Genomic DNA, 16,617 nt, shown 5'->3' with positions numbered 1-16,617 from the left:
CCTAGAATTTGCGAATGTAAGTAACCGAAGTATTCAGTTGATTTCCTTTCTGATCCTTTTCATATTCCTGACGAATAAAAGAGGCCGAAAGCCCAATCACATTAAACCGCTTGATACTTTTCCGAAGCCCAAGCCCAACATGTGCTGATTTCAACCGATAATCACTCAGGTAATTTTGTTCCGAAAACGCCTCATCAGGCGACAAGCCATAACCAAAGCTAAACTTCCAGTAATCATCAGCGCCACCAAGATAGTAGCGTGTGGTCATGGTATAAGAGTGCGAAATATCCTGGCTTCCCGGCACAAGATAGGTTTTCAGGTTAAACCAAAAACTTTTGTAATACTTCGATGCACTAGCCACATAAATCCAGGTATTGCCACTAAAATGAAGGAACCGGGCTCCGGCTTCAGCCTCAAAACTTTTAGGAAGGCTAAAATACAAAGACAAGCCTGCCCGGAAGCGAGGGAAAACTGCAGAACGATCGGAAAAGCCAACATTCATATAAGCATTAACACCTTTAGCCAGGTACGGATAGGCGTCCATTTCATATTGAAAGGCTGAATTTCCAAACCGGTCACCCCAATTCACCCGACCGATAACCGAACCTATTTTGGTGTAGCGACTGTAGTCCACCCCCACAATATGCCAGGGGCTTTCGTGCAGGTGGTTGGGATACTCCTGATTAAACCAACTAAAGTCGTGTGAAACACTGATCTTATTAACAGCCGAGTCGTAGCGGATCGTCCGCAGCAGCGACCGGGCATCCTGGTTATCCGGATGTCGCTCGGTAAGCCCTTCAGCCACCCGATAAGCTTCATCAAAGCGCTTCATATTATTCAGAATTTTGGCCTTTTTCAGCAACAATTCTTCTGATTCGGGATGCTCTGCCAAACCCTCATTACAATACTCCAATGCCTTCTGATTGTTATCATTCCAATACTCAAGGTCGGTAATGGCCATAGACGCATCCTCATGCCCCGGGTAACGTTCCAGTACATATTGAAAAGCCTCACGAGCCTCTTCCACCCGGTCCGTCCAGGTATAAATTCGTCCTAAAAAAATACGAATATCACTGTAATCCGGGCTCATTTCAAGGGCCTGCTTCGAGAGACTAATGGCCTTGGGATAATCATCGTCATCAAAGGCAGCTTTTCGAGCCATCTGAAACAATTCATCGGAAGTATAATCCTGAGCATAAACTTTTAGACTGGCCCCTTGCAAGACCAATACAAAAAGCGTAATGGTTATCGTAATTATTCTAGTCATTCTATAAACATTTATTACTGTGTCATACAATGGATTCCCATCAGTTAATACCTGGCGATAATGGAATCCGGGTACAGCTTTTGATCTTTTACAAACTGTGAATTTTTATTTTTAAACCTCAACAAATCCAACCTCAAGCGATCAACCAGTTCCGGATCATCCTCCTCAACTAAAGCCATATCAGCCTCAATCCGGTAAAGCTTCCCGTCATTTAAAAAGTGTTCACCGGACACCAGATCACTGATGGTCATTTTTGTTTGCATCAACGGATAGGTATCCCGATTCGAAAAGCGGCTGATTGAATCCAGCCCTGCTCCCACCCAACAAGTAAGTTCGGGGATTTGGAAATCAAATTCCTCTTTAAAATAAGCCATCATACTGGGAGTAAAGTCGAAGTGCGACACGACCGATGAAAACTTGGCAGGCCGTTCAATCAAGGGAGAATACACAATCAACGGAACATGATAACGGTCAATTTTTGTTGACATCGGGATATCCGGCATCCGGTGGTCACCCGTGATCACAAACAAGGTATTTTCGAACTCATCGCGCTGACGATAGGCTTCAAAGAAATTCCGTAAAGCATCATCCATATACAAAACCGTTTCCAGCTGTTGCTGGTAGTTCCGACAGATCGCCTCCATTTGCTCATCCAACCCAAGAGTTGGAAGCAACTGGTTGAATTGCTCTTTGTAATGCTCCTGATTATTCACCAGAAAAGGACTGTGCGTGGCAACCGTCAGCAAGACATTCACCTCAGGCTTTGAACCGGATGAATTATCCAAGGCATGGAAGAAACGCCGGTACAACTCAAAATCGCCATAGCCCCATGAAAAGCCGGAGGCATTCTCAGGCAAGAGTTTGTAGCCGCTGCCAAAGTTGTTTTTATCAATTAGCTCGTCACATCCTTGCTTCTGTATAAATACGTTCATCTGATCAAACTGAGCATCACCGGCATATAGAAACCGTGAGTCATAACCATTATGCCGCAACAAGCTGATCAAACTTTGATGCGGGGGCATGGCCTTTCCCATTTCGGTAAAACCATGCTCGCCAAAAGGCAAGGAAGCCAACAACGAAGGCAGAACCGAAAAAGTACGCCCACTGGTACTCAGACAGTTTTCCCAATACAAACTATGGTTGGACAGGGAGTCGAGAAAAGGCGTAAAGCTACCCATGTAGGCATTCTCGTTGCTAAACGCACGCCCAAGCCCTTCAATCACAATCACCACAACATTTGGTGGCGTTTCCTCTTTGCGGAGAAAAGAAGAAAACAACTCAACACTATTATCTTCGCGCAAAAAGGGATAATTCTCAACATCCGGATAAACAAACGTTGCCATTCCCTTGCTATTCGACTTTCCATCGTATCCCAGATAAAAATCAGCAAACAACGGTAGGTTTTCATGCTGCTCCTGACCGGAGAGGTAATAGTACGCCTCGTTATAGAAGAAGGCCGACTTGTTTTCAACAGCGTTATTCAGGTACTCTGACCCAAAATCAGCCTTCGGTGAAGCTGGCGCTATGCCGATGAAAAGGAAACAAAGCACACTTAAAGTAAGAAGAGCTGTCGCCAGCTTCCTGTGAAGCTTAAAATGCTGAGGAATAAAGACAAACAACAGCACCACAACCAGCAATCCAAACACTACACCCAGCACCATCGATCCCGTTAGGGCGGCTCCGGCCGTTTGGCTTATTTCCTCTGCGGAATAGTGAAACAAATCAGCGCCAAGCAAATTTAACGCCGTGGAGAAATACTGAACCAGCAGTCCATGCCCCAAAACAACCAAACTAAACAGCACAACAGCGGCTGTTTTGGCAAGCTTCGCCGACCTCCAATAACACAGCAAAAACACGACAAATAAAATGGGGCTTATAAAAAGTACATATACCAGGTCGAAATAAAGGGCACTGAAATAATAACGCCAGGTTCCGCCGCTCGCCAATGCCTGACCAGCCGGGCCGCTGAGGAATTCAAAAACCCGCAGCAGAAACATCAAGCCCAGTAAGACAACAAGGTACCCCCCAAACTGACTTACGGCATCGCTAATAAAGTTGGTTCTTCGTCCTTTTAATTTCATCCTTCTTCTTGCTTAGTTTTCAATCTTGATTCTTAACACTCCCTGCTTACTTTTGCCTTACCAAAAGGGCTAAGGCTTTTTAATGGTCACAAAGCCGGTTCGCGACATTTTCCCCCAGTCACTTCTGTTCTTCTTAAAGAAATATTCAAAGTTCCCTTTTAAGGAAAAGAAGCTATTGATCAGGTTAAAGGTAAACGCCTCAATCCAGGCTATAATCAATAGCCGAACAATATGCTTCGTGCTTTTATATTGGTGGTAGGCAAAGTGGTCACACAAAAGGGCCCAAGTTGAAAAGGCAATTCCGAAGAGGTAAACGAACAATAAAAGCACCAAAAAGAAAGGCCAGTTAACATGGTCAATAATTACCAGGTAGGTGAAATAAAAGATGCCCAATATTTGAATTACCGGAGCGAACCATTCATACAAAATGACCGTAGGCATACTGAAGAGGCCAACAACCTTGTAGCGAGGATTAAACCACATTCGCCGGTGGGTAATCAGGCAATCAATCAAGCCACGGGTCCACCGGGAACGCTGCCGTCCAAAAATCCGCCAATCTTCCGGAACTTCAGTCCAGCTCATCGGGTGTGGCACCAAAATAACCTTGTGCTTTTCGTCCCGGTCATACATGTATCTCCGCATCCGAATAATCAGCTCCATATCTTCACCCACCGTTTCGGTACTGTATCCGCCACATTTCAAAACCAAGTCCCGGTCAAACATTCCCAAAGCTCCCGAAATAAGCACCATGCCATTCAGTTTTTTCCACGCCAGGCGCGAAAGCAAAAAGGCCCGGTTATACTCCAACACCTGAAAACGTGCGAGGAAATTCTCGGGAATATTGACGTTCAGCAAATGCCCTTTTCGGAATTCACACGAATTGGCTACCCGAATAGTTCCTCCGGTTGCAATGACCTTCGTATCGGTATATTCGAAAAAGGGTTTGATCAGGTATTGAATCACGTAAGGATCAATAATCGTATCCACATCAATGGTCATAAAATACTGCCCTTTGGCAATGCTGATTCCTGCATTCAGGGCGTCCGATTTCCCCCCATTCTCCTTATCTACAATGATCAGGTTGGCATAGGTTTCCTGGTTGGAACGGTAAATTCCTCGGATGGATTTATAGTCAAGCACCGAATCCAAGGCAAAATCAACCTTCACCAAATCAAAGGCATCAATCGCTGTTTGCAATGTTTCATCAGTACTACCATCATTGACCACAATGATTTCGTACTTGGAATACCGCAAATGCAACAACCCATTAATGTTCTCTACAATTGTCTTTTCTTCATTGAAAGCAGGAGCTACAATAGACACCAAGGGTACCCGTTCGGATACCATCAAGGATTTATACTGAGCCAGCTTATTCTCGCGCACCACCTTGCGTAACTCGAACAAAGCAATGATGGCTAAAACCAGGTAATGAATGACAATCAAAATGGCGTACGAAAGAAAGATATACTCAAATATGACCAGTATTAATTCGCTCATGCTACATGTTTATTTCGTGGTTCGACGACATGCTTGATAAAAACCTCAATTTTTCCCTGCAACTCCTGATTAAGCACCCACAGTCTTTGTTCGCCATAACCCGAAAATCGGTAAAGAATGCGCACGGCTTCAAACACTTCACCAAAAGAGCCTTTACGCACGCGCTCCTCCAGGAAGGTAATATCATGATCTTCAATAAAATGTTTCATTGATCGAAGAATCTCCATCCGTACCGGCTCTATTTCGTCGGCATACCGTTTTTTCATCAATGCTTTTATGCGGTAATACTCCAGCGAACGGAGCGTAATAACAGCCTCCTGCCGAATTTCAGGGTCATCATCCAGCAAGTATTTAGTCACTTCCTTCACGGCATCCAGCTGGTTATAATTGGAAATCATTCGCAGTAAAAACAACCGCACCTGAGGGTCAGGGTGTTTCAACATGTCGACCATGGGAGGAGGCTCAATGCCATTAAAATACATGGTATAATAAATACTCAGAGAATCCCAACGTACGAAAGAATATTTCAACTCCCTCAGGAAACCAAAGGGATTTTTTTCGTCCAACAGCATGTAGGAAAGAACAGCCTCCGTACGAACATACTGGTGATCATCATTGATGTATTTTTTGATTTCATTTTTAAATCCTTTCCGCCCTAGGAAAGCCAGTTCCCTTAAGCCAATGGAGCGCCGGTACCAGTTTCCCATCCGAACCTTGCGCAACGAAACTTTATGCAAATCCAGAATTTCATAAAGTTCCTTGATCTTGCCTGAGCTTTCGCCAATAAAATTGCGTTTGCCTTCAATCAGCACATCAATCACAATCTGCTTATCCTTCAACCGCTTGTATTTCTCCAGTTTTTCAACCAGCTCAGCTTCTTCCTCCGGGTCCAGCACATCGTAAAAATAGGGCGAAACGATTTCAATAATTTCCTTGCGCTTACTCTTGTAATAAGCTTCTTTCCGGTTGAAAAACCAGTTTGAAACAACCGTAACCATCACAACCGAAGCAATATTAAACAGGAAAAAGCAGGCTAAAAGAGCCAAATAATAAAGCAGTCCATAGCCCAAAGATATCTTATCGATAAAGGCAAGAAAGTAGTCAACCGGAGCCCACAGCAATTCGATCAGGTTATTTTCAGACTCAGCCTCTGCCAATTCAGCTGGTTCCGCTTGCACTACCAGTTTTACGAACTTCTGCCCCACCACTTCCAACAAACAGATTGCATTCGTCTGTTCCTGTCCCGGGAAAATGTCCCCATAAGCAGTAAGGGCTGTTGCGACAAATTCGGCAGGCATTTGCGCACCCTGTGCCTTTCCGCCAGACAAACCAATAAAAAGAACAAGAATTAAGATTCTCACACTCAAAAAAACACGTTTCAACTGACTCATTGGAATAATTAAAGTTGTTTCCTATTTTTTCATCTTGTCCCTAAAAAAACGAAATCACAATTACCCAACCAGTCGCTTAATGCGTACACTCAACTCACCTGCCCGAAATGGTTTCACAATAAAATCATTGGCTCCAATATTGAAAATATTCGCGATCACATCTTCTTCATGCGTCGCCGAGATAGCCATAATTGGAACTTCTGTGGATATTTTATTCCGAACATGCTGAATCAATTCACTTCCATTCATAAACGGCATATACAAATCCGTAATCAACAAATCAAAGGAATTGGTAGTTAGAAAGTCGATGGCCTCTTCCCCATTAGTGAAAGTTTCGACATGGTAGCCATCTTTTTGCATGCGGTATTCCAGAACTTTACTAAGCAAGTCATTATCTTCTACAATGACGATCGTTTTCTTTGCATTCAGATCTAAGTTTTCTTTAGTCACGGCCAAATCCCTCAATTTTACTTTTTCCTTAATGTTAATTCCACCTTCCAATGATACCAAATAAAATTCTTCTCCCGACATCAAGTAGTTTATTACTTATCAAAAAGTCTGTAGAATTAACATTACCTGTACAAGATCTACTATAAATAAAAATCAACACATTAAAGTTGATACACAACAAAGATGAAGTCCATTTGGATTACAAAAGGTAAAGAATTTTATGTCTGAAAGAGTCCTGACAAGTGTCAAAAGATGCTGCAAGACTTGATTTCATTGGCAATTTACACTGCTCCAGAACTGTCGAAATTTCGTTCATCTGTCTTTCTATCGACCATCAAACTTCTACGCTCAACAAACACAGAACCCACAAACACGACACAAACACCTAACACGTTAATTTTAAGATAAGAACGAAATATAATCCATATAAAACATATGCTCACTAAAATCACACAACCAACTTCCAACAAAATGCGCCACCCGCCTAACTACCAAACACATACCTAAAACAGACTCATTTCACCAGGTCCATTTCCACTTCAAAAAGCAAATCATCCCGACAAATGGTATTTTGGGTGACCACCAACGGAACTTGATAATCCGGATTTTCGCACAGAAATAATTGAAGTAGTTCGTAGCTACTATGATCCTTCAAATAGGCTGTAGCACGTGTAATATCATTAAAAGAATAACCTTCATTTTTCACCATTTGCCCAATAACCTCGAAGCTATGAGCAATTTGCTTTTGCACATCACCACTATTGGCCGTCTCTCCCGAAGGCAAAATGCTGGCTGTTCCCGAAATAGTCATCCATTGATAAGCTTCTGTTCCAATCCGAATAGCCCGGCTAAAGGAGCTGCCATATTCGCCGGCTTCATTTTGCAAAGGAGACTGTACCTGCTTTAAGTCAACCGTTTCAACTCTAGGCCGGAAGGCCAGCAACTCCATCGTCACAGCCGTAGCTCGTTTGTTTTTCCCACTCACCCCGGTGCTAGCCGGAACCAGTTTTTCAAAAACACCATACTGCTTAAAAAAGCGTGTCCGAACCCGGTTAAACGCATCGTACCAACTCAAAATATCGTCCAGGTAGTACCACGTTCGGACAATGTCGGTAAAAGCAAAGCCTTTTTCATTTAGCAAGCTGTTAACCTGCAGTAAAAGCTCAGCATACCCATCTTCCGGAGTTTGAGCCGGAGCAGACAACAGGTCGCCCATAAACAAATAGCTCCCCTGCTCATCTTCAAAAGAACATCCCTTGGCATCGCCTTTAGCCTGAAAGTATTCAAGCTGGCCTTTGAACGCCCAAACCTGTATGCCATTCATAAACGAATCAGAACAGGTTTCGCCTTCAATCCAGGTAAGTGGAAATTCCGACCCAAACCTCGAAGTCAACTCCAATTCGAAAGCAAGCTGACTGGCTAAATCTCCAAAACAAGTCACTTTTACAAGCTGTCGGTCATAACTGCTCAACAACTGCGATAAACGTTGACAAAATTCGGACATAGTCTCTCCAGATTCCGGGATCAACTGCATGAAGAGCAAGGCGCCCTTTTCTTTTACAATTTCATTAACCAGCAATACTTTTTCCATCTTTATTTGATTATCCATACGGTTCAACAAAACTACAAAGCTTTCACGCGCTCCATTTCAGTTTGAAGCTGATACAAGGCCTGTGAATTATTGGGCAAATGCCCGGCTGTATTCTCATACAGCTTTAAAACCTTTCCCTTATTTCCGCTCTGCAAATAGATCGTTCCCAGCAGATAAACGGAAGACAAGTGGTCAGGATGTGCTTTTATTGTTTTTTCAAGCAGTTCAACTGCCTTTTGCTGCTGCTTATTCTGATTTAGAAAATAAGCATGTGTGTAAGAAAGCTTAGGATCTTCGGGCGATGCATTCATGGCTTGCTCACTCAAGCGACATGCTTCATCAAGATCATGACCGGACACAATAACACTTAAGTTGTAAGCCGCTGTTGCATTTCCTTCATTCACCGCCAATACGGTACGCAAAGCCTTTTCAGCATCAACCATACGATTCATTTCGGCCATCAACAATCCGTAATTCAAATTGGCCGCTTCATTTTCCGGATCAGCAGCCAAGGCTTTTTCCAGGCGGACCGCGGCTTGCTCCGGATTACCGGCAACAGAGTACAGAAAACTGCTATTCACCAACGGAAGAATGGCTTCAGGATAAACTTTTAACGAATTCTCATAAGCCTGCAAAGCTTCATTCAGTTTTCCCATATTCTGATAGTGATTCCCCAGGTTGTAATACGAACTCCAATCATCCGGACGCGTGATCAACGACTCCTCATACTCGGCATTAACCAGCCTGAAACGGGCCGCCTGCTCTGCCGTAAATTCCTGCGGATTGAAGGCCGCTAAGGACTGGGCCGCCGCCAAACGTACCAACCGGCATTCGTCGGTTGCTGCCTGAAAGAGCGCATCTTTTGCCCTGGGAACCAAGTACCCCATTAAACCATTGGCGGCAGCACTGCGCACCAAAGGAGACTCGAAACGCAACGCAGCCATCAAATCCGGCCACTTCTTTTCATCCGCACAGTTCGAAAGCAAACGAATCAGCGAAGTGGTAAATATCTCTCCATATTGATTGGTTCTAATTCCGTCCAGCATGGCATCCAACTGCTTCCAGTTCTCTTGACGGGCATCTGCAATCAGCCCTCCGACAAACAAAGTTTCCTTTTGATAGTCCTGCCCTTTCCATTGCGTTACTTTCCGGTAGGCCCATTCATCGGTTTTGTCGCTGTGGCAAATTGTACAGGCATTGGGTGAGCCAAACTCGATGCTGGCAGCCGGCATTGGCGGGCGAAAAGAATGATCGGACCGAACCATATTGCCGAAACGGGTTTTAGGCATATGACAACCTACACACTTAGGGCTATGCTCATTGAACGGGTGATGCGTATGCTGCTCGTAACCTTCTGCTTTCTCCTGATGACAACTGGTGCAGGCTTGATTCGCTTCAAGCAAATCATCGCTTTCAAACCGATACCGGCCAGAGGACGTATGACACGTCACACAATGCATCTCACTTTGCTGAGCACAGTTATTCATATGCCAGCCAGTCATGGTATAATTTTCCCCCAAGTCGCGACCATCCGGATAAAAATCCGAATTTTCCAGAGTGATCAAATCATAGTTGTCAAAATACCGGTCACCAGGCATGTAAGACGAAGTTATCGGGCTCATTTTAGCATGACAAGGTGCACAGCTGGCATTGTGTTGCTCGGGTGTAAAGGTTGAAGTAATGATGATTTTCAAATCGTCAGGCACATTTCCTTCACCAGCTTCCTGACAAACACGAACGTGCTCCGCACTGGGTCCATGACATGTTTCGCAGTTAATTCCTGCTTCTTTCCAATGCGTCTGATAAGTGTTGGTTGCCAGGTCATAATTATTCTCCAACTGGCTGACGTGGCAGGCATAGCAAGACGTGTTGAATGTGTATTGACGATCCCTCCAGCTCAGGGCTTCATCCTCCTGTGCAGAACCACTTTGATCCGGAAAATGCCGAATTGCAGACTCCGGATTGTTATACCATTTCCGGGTATTAACATCAAAAGCCAACGGCAAAGTTTGCAGGCGTCCTCCCTCCCAGGGAGTAAGAAAATAGTACACATTTTTTCCGCCCAAAGCCCATAATATTTCAAAATCAGTGGTCAGCCCATCTTTCACCTCTCGAATATACAAACTGGAATCTTTCGCTATGGCTTGGTAAGTTCCTCCCTCCATTGCAATGGGCTCCTGATCGAGTTCTACTTCCACTTGAATAAATACGTCAGTAATGGGCTGCATCGCTTTTCCATGATGCGAAGGGGCCCACAACTTATAAAAGCGCTCATGACATTCGATGCAACTGGCCGAACCAGAGTAATCATCGGAGTTGGTCTGCGCCTCACCACCCGAAGGTTTACTAACGCAGGATGCAAAAAAAATCAATACTAGGTGGATAAGGCCTATCGGGACAAGTTGTTTCATGTTGGTTTTATAAGTAAATGAGAAGCCGCTAATTTGCAGGATTAATTTATAAGAATGAAAATAAATTAACCATCGCCAGGCAGAGTCTCTGCAAAAGCTGAAACCACAGCACAGGCCAGCGCACTCCCCCAAAACCAATCACTACCAAAGAGTCGGAATTATTAGCAATGAAACAAAATTTAACGTTCGTCTATAGCCATGTTGCCAAAAACTGAAACCAAATCCAGCTCATCATCCATCTCTTTCTGCAATTTCACCAACCGGCGAAACAAACGCTTGACCGTATCCTTATTTTCCGATAGCGCAGCAAGATCATTCATCTCCAAAGGATCATTCTTTACATCGTACAAGCGCATCACTTTTGCCTCAGGATAAACAATTAGCTTGAAGCCATCATCCCGAATCATTCGTTGCGTATGGGTATAACAGCCATAAATTTCAGGATAAACACTTTCGGTTTCCTGACCATAAGCTAAGCCCATTAAACTATTGAATTCAACATATTCCGGTTTTTCAATTCCGGCCAGTTCAATCGCCGAAGCCATAATATCCTGTAAATAAACATCTGCATCAACCTTTCGATTTTCTGGAATCCCGGGTCCCACCACCATCAAAGGAACCCGAACACTATGATCATACATATTTTGTTTTCCGACTAGTCCATGGCTTCCAACAGCCAACCCATGGTCAGCCGAAAAGAAAATATACGTGTTCTCCAATTGTCCGCTTTTCTCTAAGGCCGCCAATATACGTCCCACCTGCGCATCCATGTGAGTAGTAATCGCATTGTATTCCTGACGGTTTACTTTAATGGAATATTCCGTTCTGGGAAATGGAGCCAGTCGCTCATCCCGCAAATCTTTACCAGCCCCCATCTCCTCTTTGTAAGGATATTCCTGAAGGAAGTTTTGAGGCACAGCAACATTTTCCAAAGGATACATATCGACATACTCTTTGGGCGATTGGCGCGGATCGTGCGGCGCATTAAAAGCCAGATACATAAAAAACGGTTGGCCGCTTTGACTGCTTTGTGCAATAAACTGTTCGGCATCGTCAGCTACAATCTCACTCCAATGCTTTCCGCCTTTCCAGTACCCTCCGAATTTCGTATCCCATGGCTTCCATATCGTATCATTCTCACTTAAAGGCCGGTTGTAGCCTTCGGGAGTTTGATTGGGCATGCCCGGACGAATATGGTTGGTCACCTGAAAAATACTGTCAGCAGGAACTGACACATGCCACTTCCCAGTCATGTAGGTTTCATAGCCGGCACGCGCCATCAATTGCGCCCAAGTACTACCTTCGCTTTGCAGCCCTTGAGGATCGCCAACCGCTTTGTGCGCCCGCCAAACAAAACGCCCCGTATTCAACATGGCCCGGCTGGCCAAACACACAGCCCCATTCCAAGCCCCCATATTGTAGGCATGCGTAAAAGTCACCCCTTCATCAACCAAGCGATCAAGATTGGGTGTTATGAGCTCGTGGTTACCCAAGGCATGAATCATGTTAAAACTCTGGTCGTCGGCAAAAATGAAAACAATATTGGGTTGCTTTGGCTCTGATTCTCGCGGCTCACCGGAAGTACATGCTACTAAAGTGCCCGAAAGAATCAGCAGTAAGAGGATTTTTCCAATCGTTTTATTCATCAGGTTAAAGTTTAGTTTTTACATAGGCAAACAGTAAAGTTATAATAAGATTTTGGGAATGACCTTGAAAAAGACTATTTCTAGAAACTTCAGCAAACAAAAAAAGGGTTAAGCTGTAAAAACAACTTAACCCTTTTAAATGTCGGGATACCAGGATTCGAACCTGGGACCCCCTGCTCCCAAAGCAGGTGCGCTAACCGGACTGCGCTACATCCCGAAAAATATTTTGTGCGGAGAGAGGGGGATTCGAACCCCCGGTACGGTTTGACCCGTACGCCGGTTTAGCAAACCGGTGGTTTCAGCCACTCACCCATCTCTCCTGAAATATCGTGACTAAATTTTTAATCTCCTTGAATTCTCTCTTAGAACGTACACTCTGCTTGGGTTATTCCCTGTTCGAATGTGCGTGCAAATATAGAACTACTTTTTGCATTCGCAAAACAATTCTCAAAAAAAAATCATTGATTTTTACTCCTAAAAACGGAACTGGCTCATTGCTAACAGGAACAGCAATCACAGGGGATTTCATTAATATTTATACGCATAAAAAACCGGAAAGTTAAGGGGCAGAAAAATCGATCATTCAATCTTATTATGAATCAAAGAGATATTCCCCAGATGTTATTAAATCATCTATTTTCCTTGGAAAGTCAGCAATCGCAGACTATATTTGAGCCAAGAAAACGTTCTATAACAAAGATATTGTCCGCATTAGTTCAAATTTGGTAAATTCAACAGTTTATAGTGAACCGAGAAAGCTTTTGGACGTAAAGACAGGCCTTGTAGCCTCGTGTATTCGGGGTGAGTAGTTTACTACCGGTGGAAGTCTGATCGACCAGGCACTCAAATCCTTTTGATTAGGGATTTTACGCAATCGAATTAATGCGGATTTTTTTTGTCTTTTTAATAGCTGTTTTTCGTTTGTTTCCTCACGAATAGGGCAAGTAAGAACAAAACAGTAACAAACGCACTTATCCGTCCTATAAAATCACCATACCTGACATAGCTGGTAATTTCCCGATTTGCTTTCAATTCCCCTTCAATAGCTGTTTTAGTCCACCAGTCAGTAGAGGATACAATATCTCCACGCTGATTAATCAGTGCTGAAATGCCGGTATTGGCCGAACGAGCAATGCTCCGCCTGGCTTCAATCGCTCTCAACCGGGCATAAGACAAGTGTTGCCGATAACCGGCTGCTCCTTTCCACCACCCGTCATTGGTCAAAATAAAAACAAGCTCTGCGCCTGCCTGAACCGACTGCCCCAGGTATTCTCCAAAAACAGATTCAAAACAAATGAGCGGAGCAACACTTACATCCGCTGTACTATTCAGGTTCAGCTGATCCTGATGCCGCCCAAGGCTCCCCGTTGTGCCGCCCAGATCAACCAGGTATTTTTCCACAAAAGAAAAGTATTTACTGAAAGGCATTTTTTCGGTTCCACTAACCAATTTGCTTTTATGGTAGATTTGTACCTCTGACTCGCCATTGACGAGCAGGGCTGAGTTATAAAGGTCATATGAACGAGACTCCCCTAGTTCCTGTCGAGCGGTTTCTGAAGGCGTCTCACCTTTTGCATAATACTTGCGTGTAGTAGCCCCAAAAACAAAATTTAATCGTGGATTCGCCGTCACCCGCTCATAAAAAGGAGCCAATTGCGAGTCACTGCCAAGCAAATCATTTTCAACCAGTGGCTGAAGCGCCGTTTCCGGTCCAAGCACAAAGTCGGTGGCCGGGGTAAGCAACGAATCCGTTAATTGCACCAAGGTCTCCAGCTGATGAGTTTCTGTTCCGGCAACAAATTTCTCATGATACGGATCAATATTGGGTTGCAGCACAATCACCTGATAAGCTTCTCCCTTCTCATTATAATTCTCGTATTGCCGGCTCGACAACAACATCGGAACCAGAGCCACCAAAAGCAACAAACAAGCATAAGAAACAACTGGCAGCCAACGCCGCTGAAAGACTTTGTTTAAAAGCTGAAATAAAATCAAGTTACTCACCAAAATCCAAAGCGAACCGCCCAGCACTCCTGTAAACTCGTACCATTGAATCAGCTTTACCTCATTGGCCAGTCCATTTCCCAAGGTAAGCCAGGGCCATTCCATATCCCAGTTGAAGTGCAGGTACTCAAAAGCCAACCAGATCACCACCAAGGAAAGATACCCCAAATTGGTATTGAAGGTTTGTTTCATCTGGTGAAAAAGCCACCAAACCGTTGCCATCAACAGGGCATTAAGGGTAACAATCAGCAACATCCCAACCGGAGCAGCGTAAGCAATCCACCAGCAAGTAATCAGATTCCACACCAGAAAACCAAGAAACGCATAAGTCAGAAAATCGAAAGAGGTATTGGGCCATTCCTTTTTTGCTAATCTATTCTCCACAAACAGCAAGGGGACCAAGGCGCCCAACAAAATCCAGCCAGGAAATAGTTCCAGCCAGGGCAAGCTTAATAAAACACCGCTTAACAAGGGCAGAAAGGCTGCTTGATATTTTTTCATAAATGACCCGCAATATTCTGTGAAAGAATCTGAGGCTCTTCTTTTCGATGCTGGTCAAAAATAAAATCGACTCGTCCCAGCACCATGCCACCCCAACCAGCCTGATTGACAAGAATGCGCTTTCCGTCGGCATTTTTCAATTCCAATGCTGCATCCAGAAAACTGTGGGTATGCCCTCCAATAATCAAATCAGTGTGATGGGTTTGAGCAGCCAGCAAGGTATCGGAAATCGTTGTCCCCTTGAATTTCAATCCCAGGTGAGACAAACAAATCACCAAGTCACATTTCTTATCATTCTTCAGAAATGATTCTTTTTCCAAAGCTACGGCCACCGGATCCAGGTATTCAGTCTCCTCGTAGTTCTGTTCACTTACAAGACCTTCCAATTCAACTCCAAGGCCATACACCCCCACTTTAATTCCACTTTTGCGGTAGATGGTGTAGTCGGGAAATGTATCCAGCAGACGCGTATTCGAGAAATTATAATTACTGCAAACCAGTGGAAAATTGGCAAAATCAATCACCTTTTGAATTCCTTCCAGTCCGTTATCAAACTCATGATTTCCGAGAGTTCCGGCATCATAGCCCATCTCTGACATCACTTTCAGAATCAGTTCGCCCTTATAATAGTTAAAATAAGGGGTTCCCTGAAACATATCGCCCGCATCGAACAAAAGCACATTCTTCTCCGTTTGCCGGATATTCTGAATCAAGCCTGACAGACGTGCCAAACCTCCACGCCCCTCATAGATTGAATGATCTTCCGGAAATGAATCAATATGACCGTGAATGTCATTGGTGTGTAAAATACTCAAGCTCACCAAATCCTGCTGAGCCAATAAATCGGTTGGAAGACTAAGCATTCCCAATCCTGCTGAAGCGCCAACCAAATCCCGTATAAATTTCCTGCGACTACTCATAATAAATCCTCCCATCTAAAACGACCTTAATTCTTCTTCCTGCGTCATGCTCTGCTTTAAAACGCTCAATAATCAAATCGCGAAGCTTGATACCTGTCGCAATCGACTCTTTATGATTAAGTAGCATCGACATTGAGTCCCCACCTTCTGCAATGTAATCATTCGTCACAACCCAATAATCCCTTTTCGGATCAAACGGAGCCCCATCAATTTCCAGTTGACCAATATGCCCATCTTTAATCCCCAATCGGATTCCTGCCACCCCGTCGCCACCACGAGCAGCAACCTTTTGCATAAACTGTTGCATCACCGGTCCGGACAACTTTAACAAAACCATTTCATTCTCAAAAGGCATTAACTCAAAAACATTACCAACGGTTATTTCTCCTCTGGGCAGAGCTACGCGCAAACCTCCATAATTCATGAAAGCCATATCCGGCACAATATTCAACCTGGCCAATCGGCAATAGTCCACCCCCGATTGCAATAAATAATCAGCCATCAGATTGGTCAGTTTACTTTCGGGTTTGGCTTTGGCTAATTCTTCATTCGAAATAACAAGCACCTTTTTCATATCTACCTCTAGCGCTTCCCGGTAAGGCAGCACCAAGGCAACGATGGAGGAATCAACCCAGGAGAGCGAAGAATCGTTCGAAATATTCTCATTCGATATATCTCTGAGTTCCAGAGTTGTTTTACACGAAAAGGAGATTATTAACAAAAGGATGAGGATAAATGTGTAACGCATTCGTTTTATATTTCAGAAATAAGAAATAGATTTATTCAAATTTAAGTTTTCATCGTCTATTTTAAACATTAAACTTAACATTTCGTTCTTATAAAAACAGATTTAAATTC

At 43.9% G+C, this 16,617-nt stretch carries 11 protein-coding genes and 2 tRNA genes; all 13 read right to left on the bottom strand.

Annotated elements, in window-relative coordinates; all coding sequences use genetic code 11:
• Position 1: 1 nt before the first annotated feature.
• Complete coding sequence (locus Q1A18_RS11525) at positions 2-1,267, bottom strand: YaiO family outer membrane beta-barrel protein (RefSeq protein ID WP_299579963.1); 1,266 nt, start codon at positions 1,265-1,267, stop codon at positions 2-4.
• Between the two features lie 44 nt (positions 1,268-1,311).
• Positions 1,312-3,348 (bottom strand): LTA synthase family protein, encoded by a 2,037-nt coding sequence (locus Q1A18_RS11520; RefSeq protein WP_299579960.1) that lies wholly within the window; start codon positions 3,346-3,348, stop codon positions 1,312-1,314.
• Between the two features lie 69 nt (positions 3,349-3,417).
• Entirely contained in the window at positions 3,418-4,845 is a 1,428-nt protein-coding gene (locus Q1A18_RS11515) for a glycosyltransferase (protein ID WP_299579957.1), read from the bottom strand.
• Positions 4,842-6,206, bottom strand: a complete 1,365-nt coding sequence (locus tag Q1A18_RS11510) for a HEAT repeat domain-containing protein (RefSeq protein ID WP_299579954.1) — start codon at positions 6,204-6,206, stop codon at positions 4,842-4,844. The genes Q1A18_RS11515 and Q1A18_RS11510 overlap by 4 nt, the downstream gene beginning before the upstream one ends.
• 90 nt (positions 6,207-6,296) lie before the next feature.
• Positions 6,297-6,767: a response regulator transcription factor gene (locus tag Q1A18_RS11505; RefSeq protein ID WP_299579951.1), complete on the bottom strand. Its 471-nt coding sequence runs from the start codon at positions 6,765-6,767 to the stop codon at positions 6,297-6,299.
• A 433-nt stretch (positions 6,768-7,200) separates the two neighbouring features.
• Positions 7,201-8,277, bottom strand: coding sequence for a Rid family hydrolase (locus tag Q1A18_RS11500; protein WP_299579948.1), 1,077 nt, complete (start codon positions 8,275-8,277; stop codon positions 7,201-7,203).
• A gap of 32 nt (positions 8,278-8,309) precedes the next feature.
• Positions 8,310-10,688: an ammonia-forming cytochrome c nitrite reductase subunit c552 gene (locus Q1A18_RS11495; protein WP_299579945.1), complete on the bottom strand. Its 2,379-nt coding sequence runs from the start codon at positions 10,686-10,688 to the stop codon at positions 8,310-8,312.
• Between the two features lie 179 nt (positions 10,689-10,867).
• Positions 10,868-12,334 (bottom strand): sulfatase-like hydrolase/transferase, encoded by a 1,467-nt coding sequence (locus Q1A18_RS11490; protein ID WP_299579942.1) that lies wholly within the window; start codon positions 12,332-12,334, stop codon positions 10,868-10,870.
• A gap of 142 nt (positions 12,335-12,476) precedes the next feature.
• Positions 12,477-12,551, bottom strand: a tRNA-Pro gene (locus Q1A18_RS11485).
• Between the two features lie 14 nt (positions 12,552-12,565).
• A tRNA-Ser gene (locus tag Q1A18_RS11480) sits at positions 12,566-12,654 on the bottom strand.
• A gap of 583 nt (positions 12,655-13,237) precedes the next feature.
• Complete coding sequence (gene lnt, locus Q1A18_RS11475; protein WP_299579939.1) at positions 13,238-14,839, bottom strand: apolipoprotein N-acyltransferase; 1,602 nt, start codon at positions 14,837-14,839, stop codon at positions 13,238-13,240.
• Complete coding sequence (locus Q1A18_RS11470; protein WP_299579936.1) at positions 14,836-15,774, bottom strand: metallophosphatase; 939 nt, start codon at positions 15,772-15,774, stop codon at positions 14,836-14,838. Before Q1A18_RS11470 ends, lnt begins: the two co-directional genes overlap by 4 nt.
• The gene (locus Q1A18_RS11465; RefSeq protein WP_299579933.1) at positions 15,752-16,507 is read right to left on the bottom strand and encodes a 5'-nucleotidase; all 756 of its coding nucleotides are present in this window, start codon (positions 16,505-16,507) and stop codon (positions 15,752-15,754) included. The genes Q1A18_RS11470 and Q1A18_RS11465 overlap by 23 nt, the downstream gene beginning before the upstream one ends.
• Between the last annotated feature and the right edge of the window lie 110 nt (positions 16,508-16,617).

Source organism: uncultured Sunxiuqinia sp., from assembly GCF_947495665.1.
Classification (GTDB): Bacteria; Bacteroidota; Bacteroidia; order Bacteroidales; family Prolixibacteraceae; genus Sunxiuqinia; species Sunxiuqinia rutila.
The sequence above is the reverse complement of the archived record's forward strand: the minus strand, read 5'-3'. Positions and strand labels throughout refer to the sequence as shown.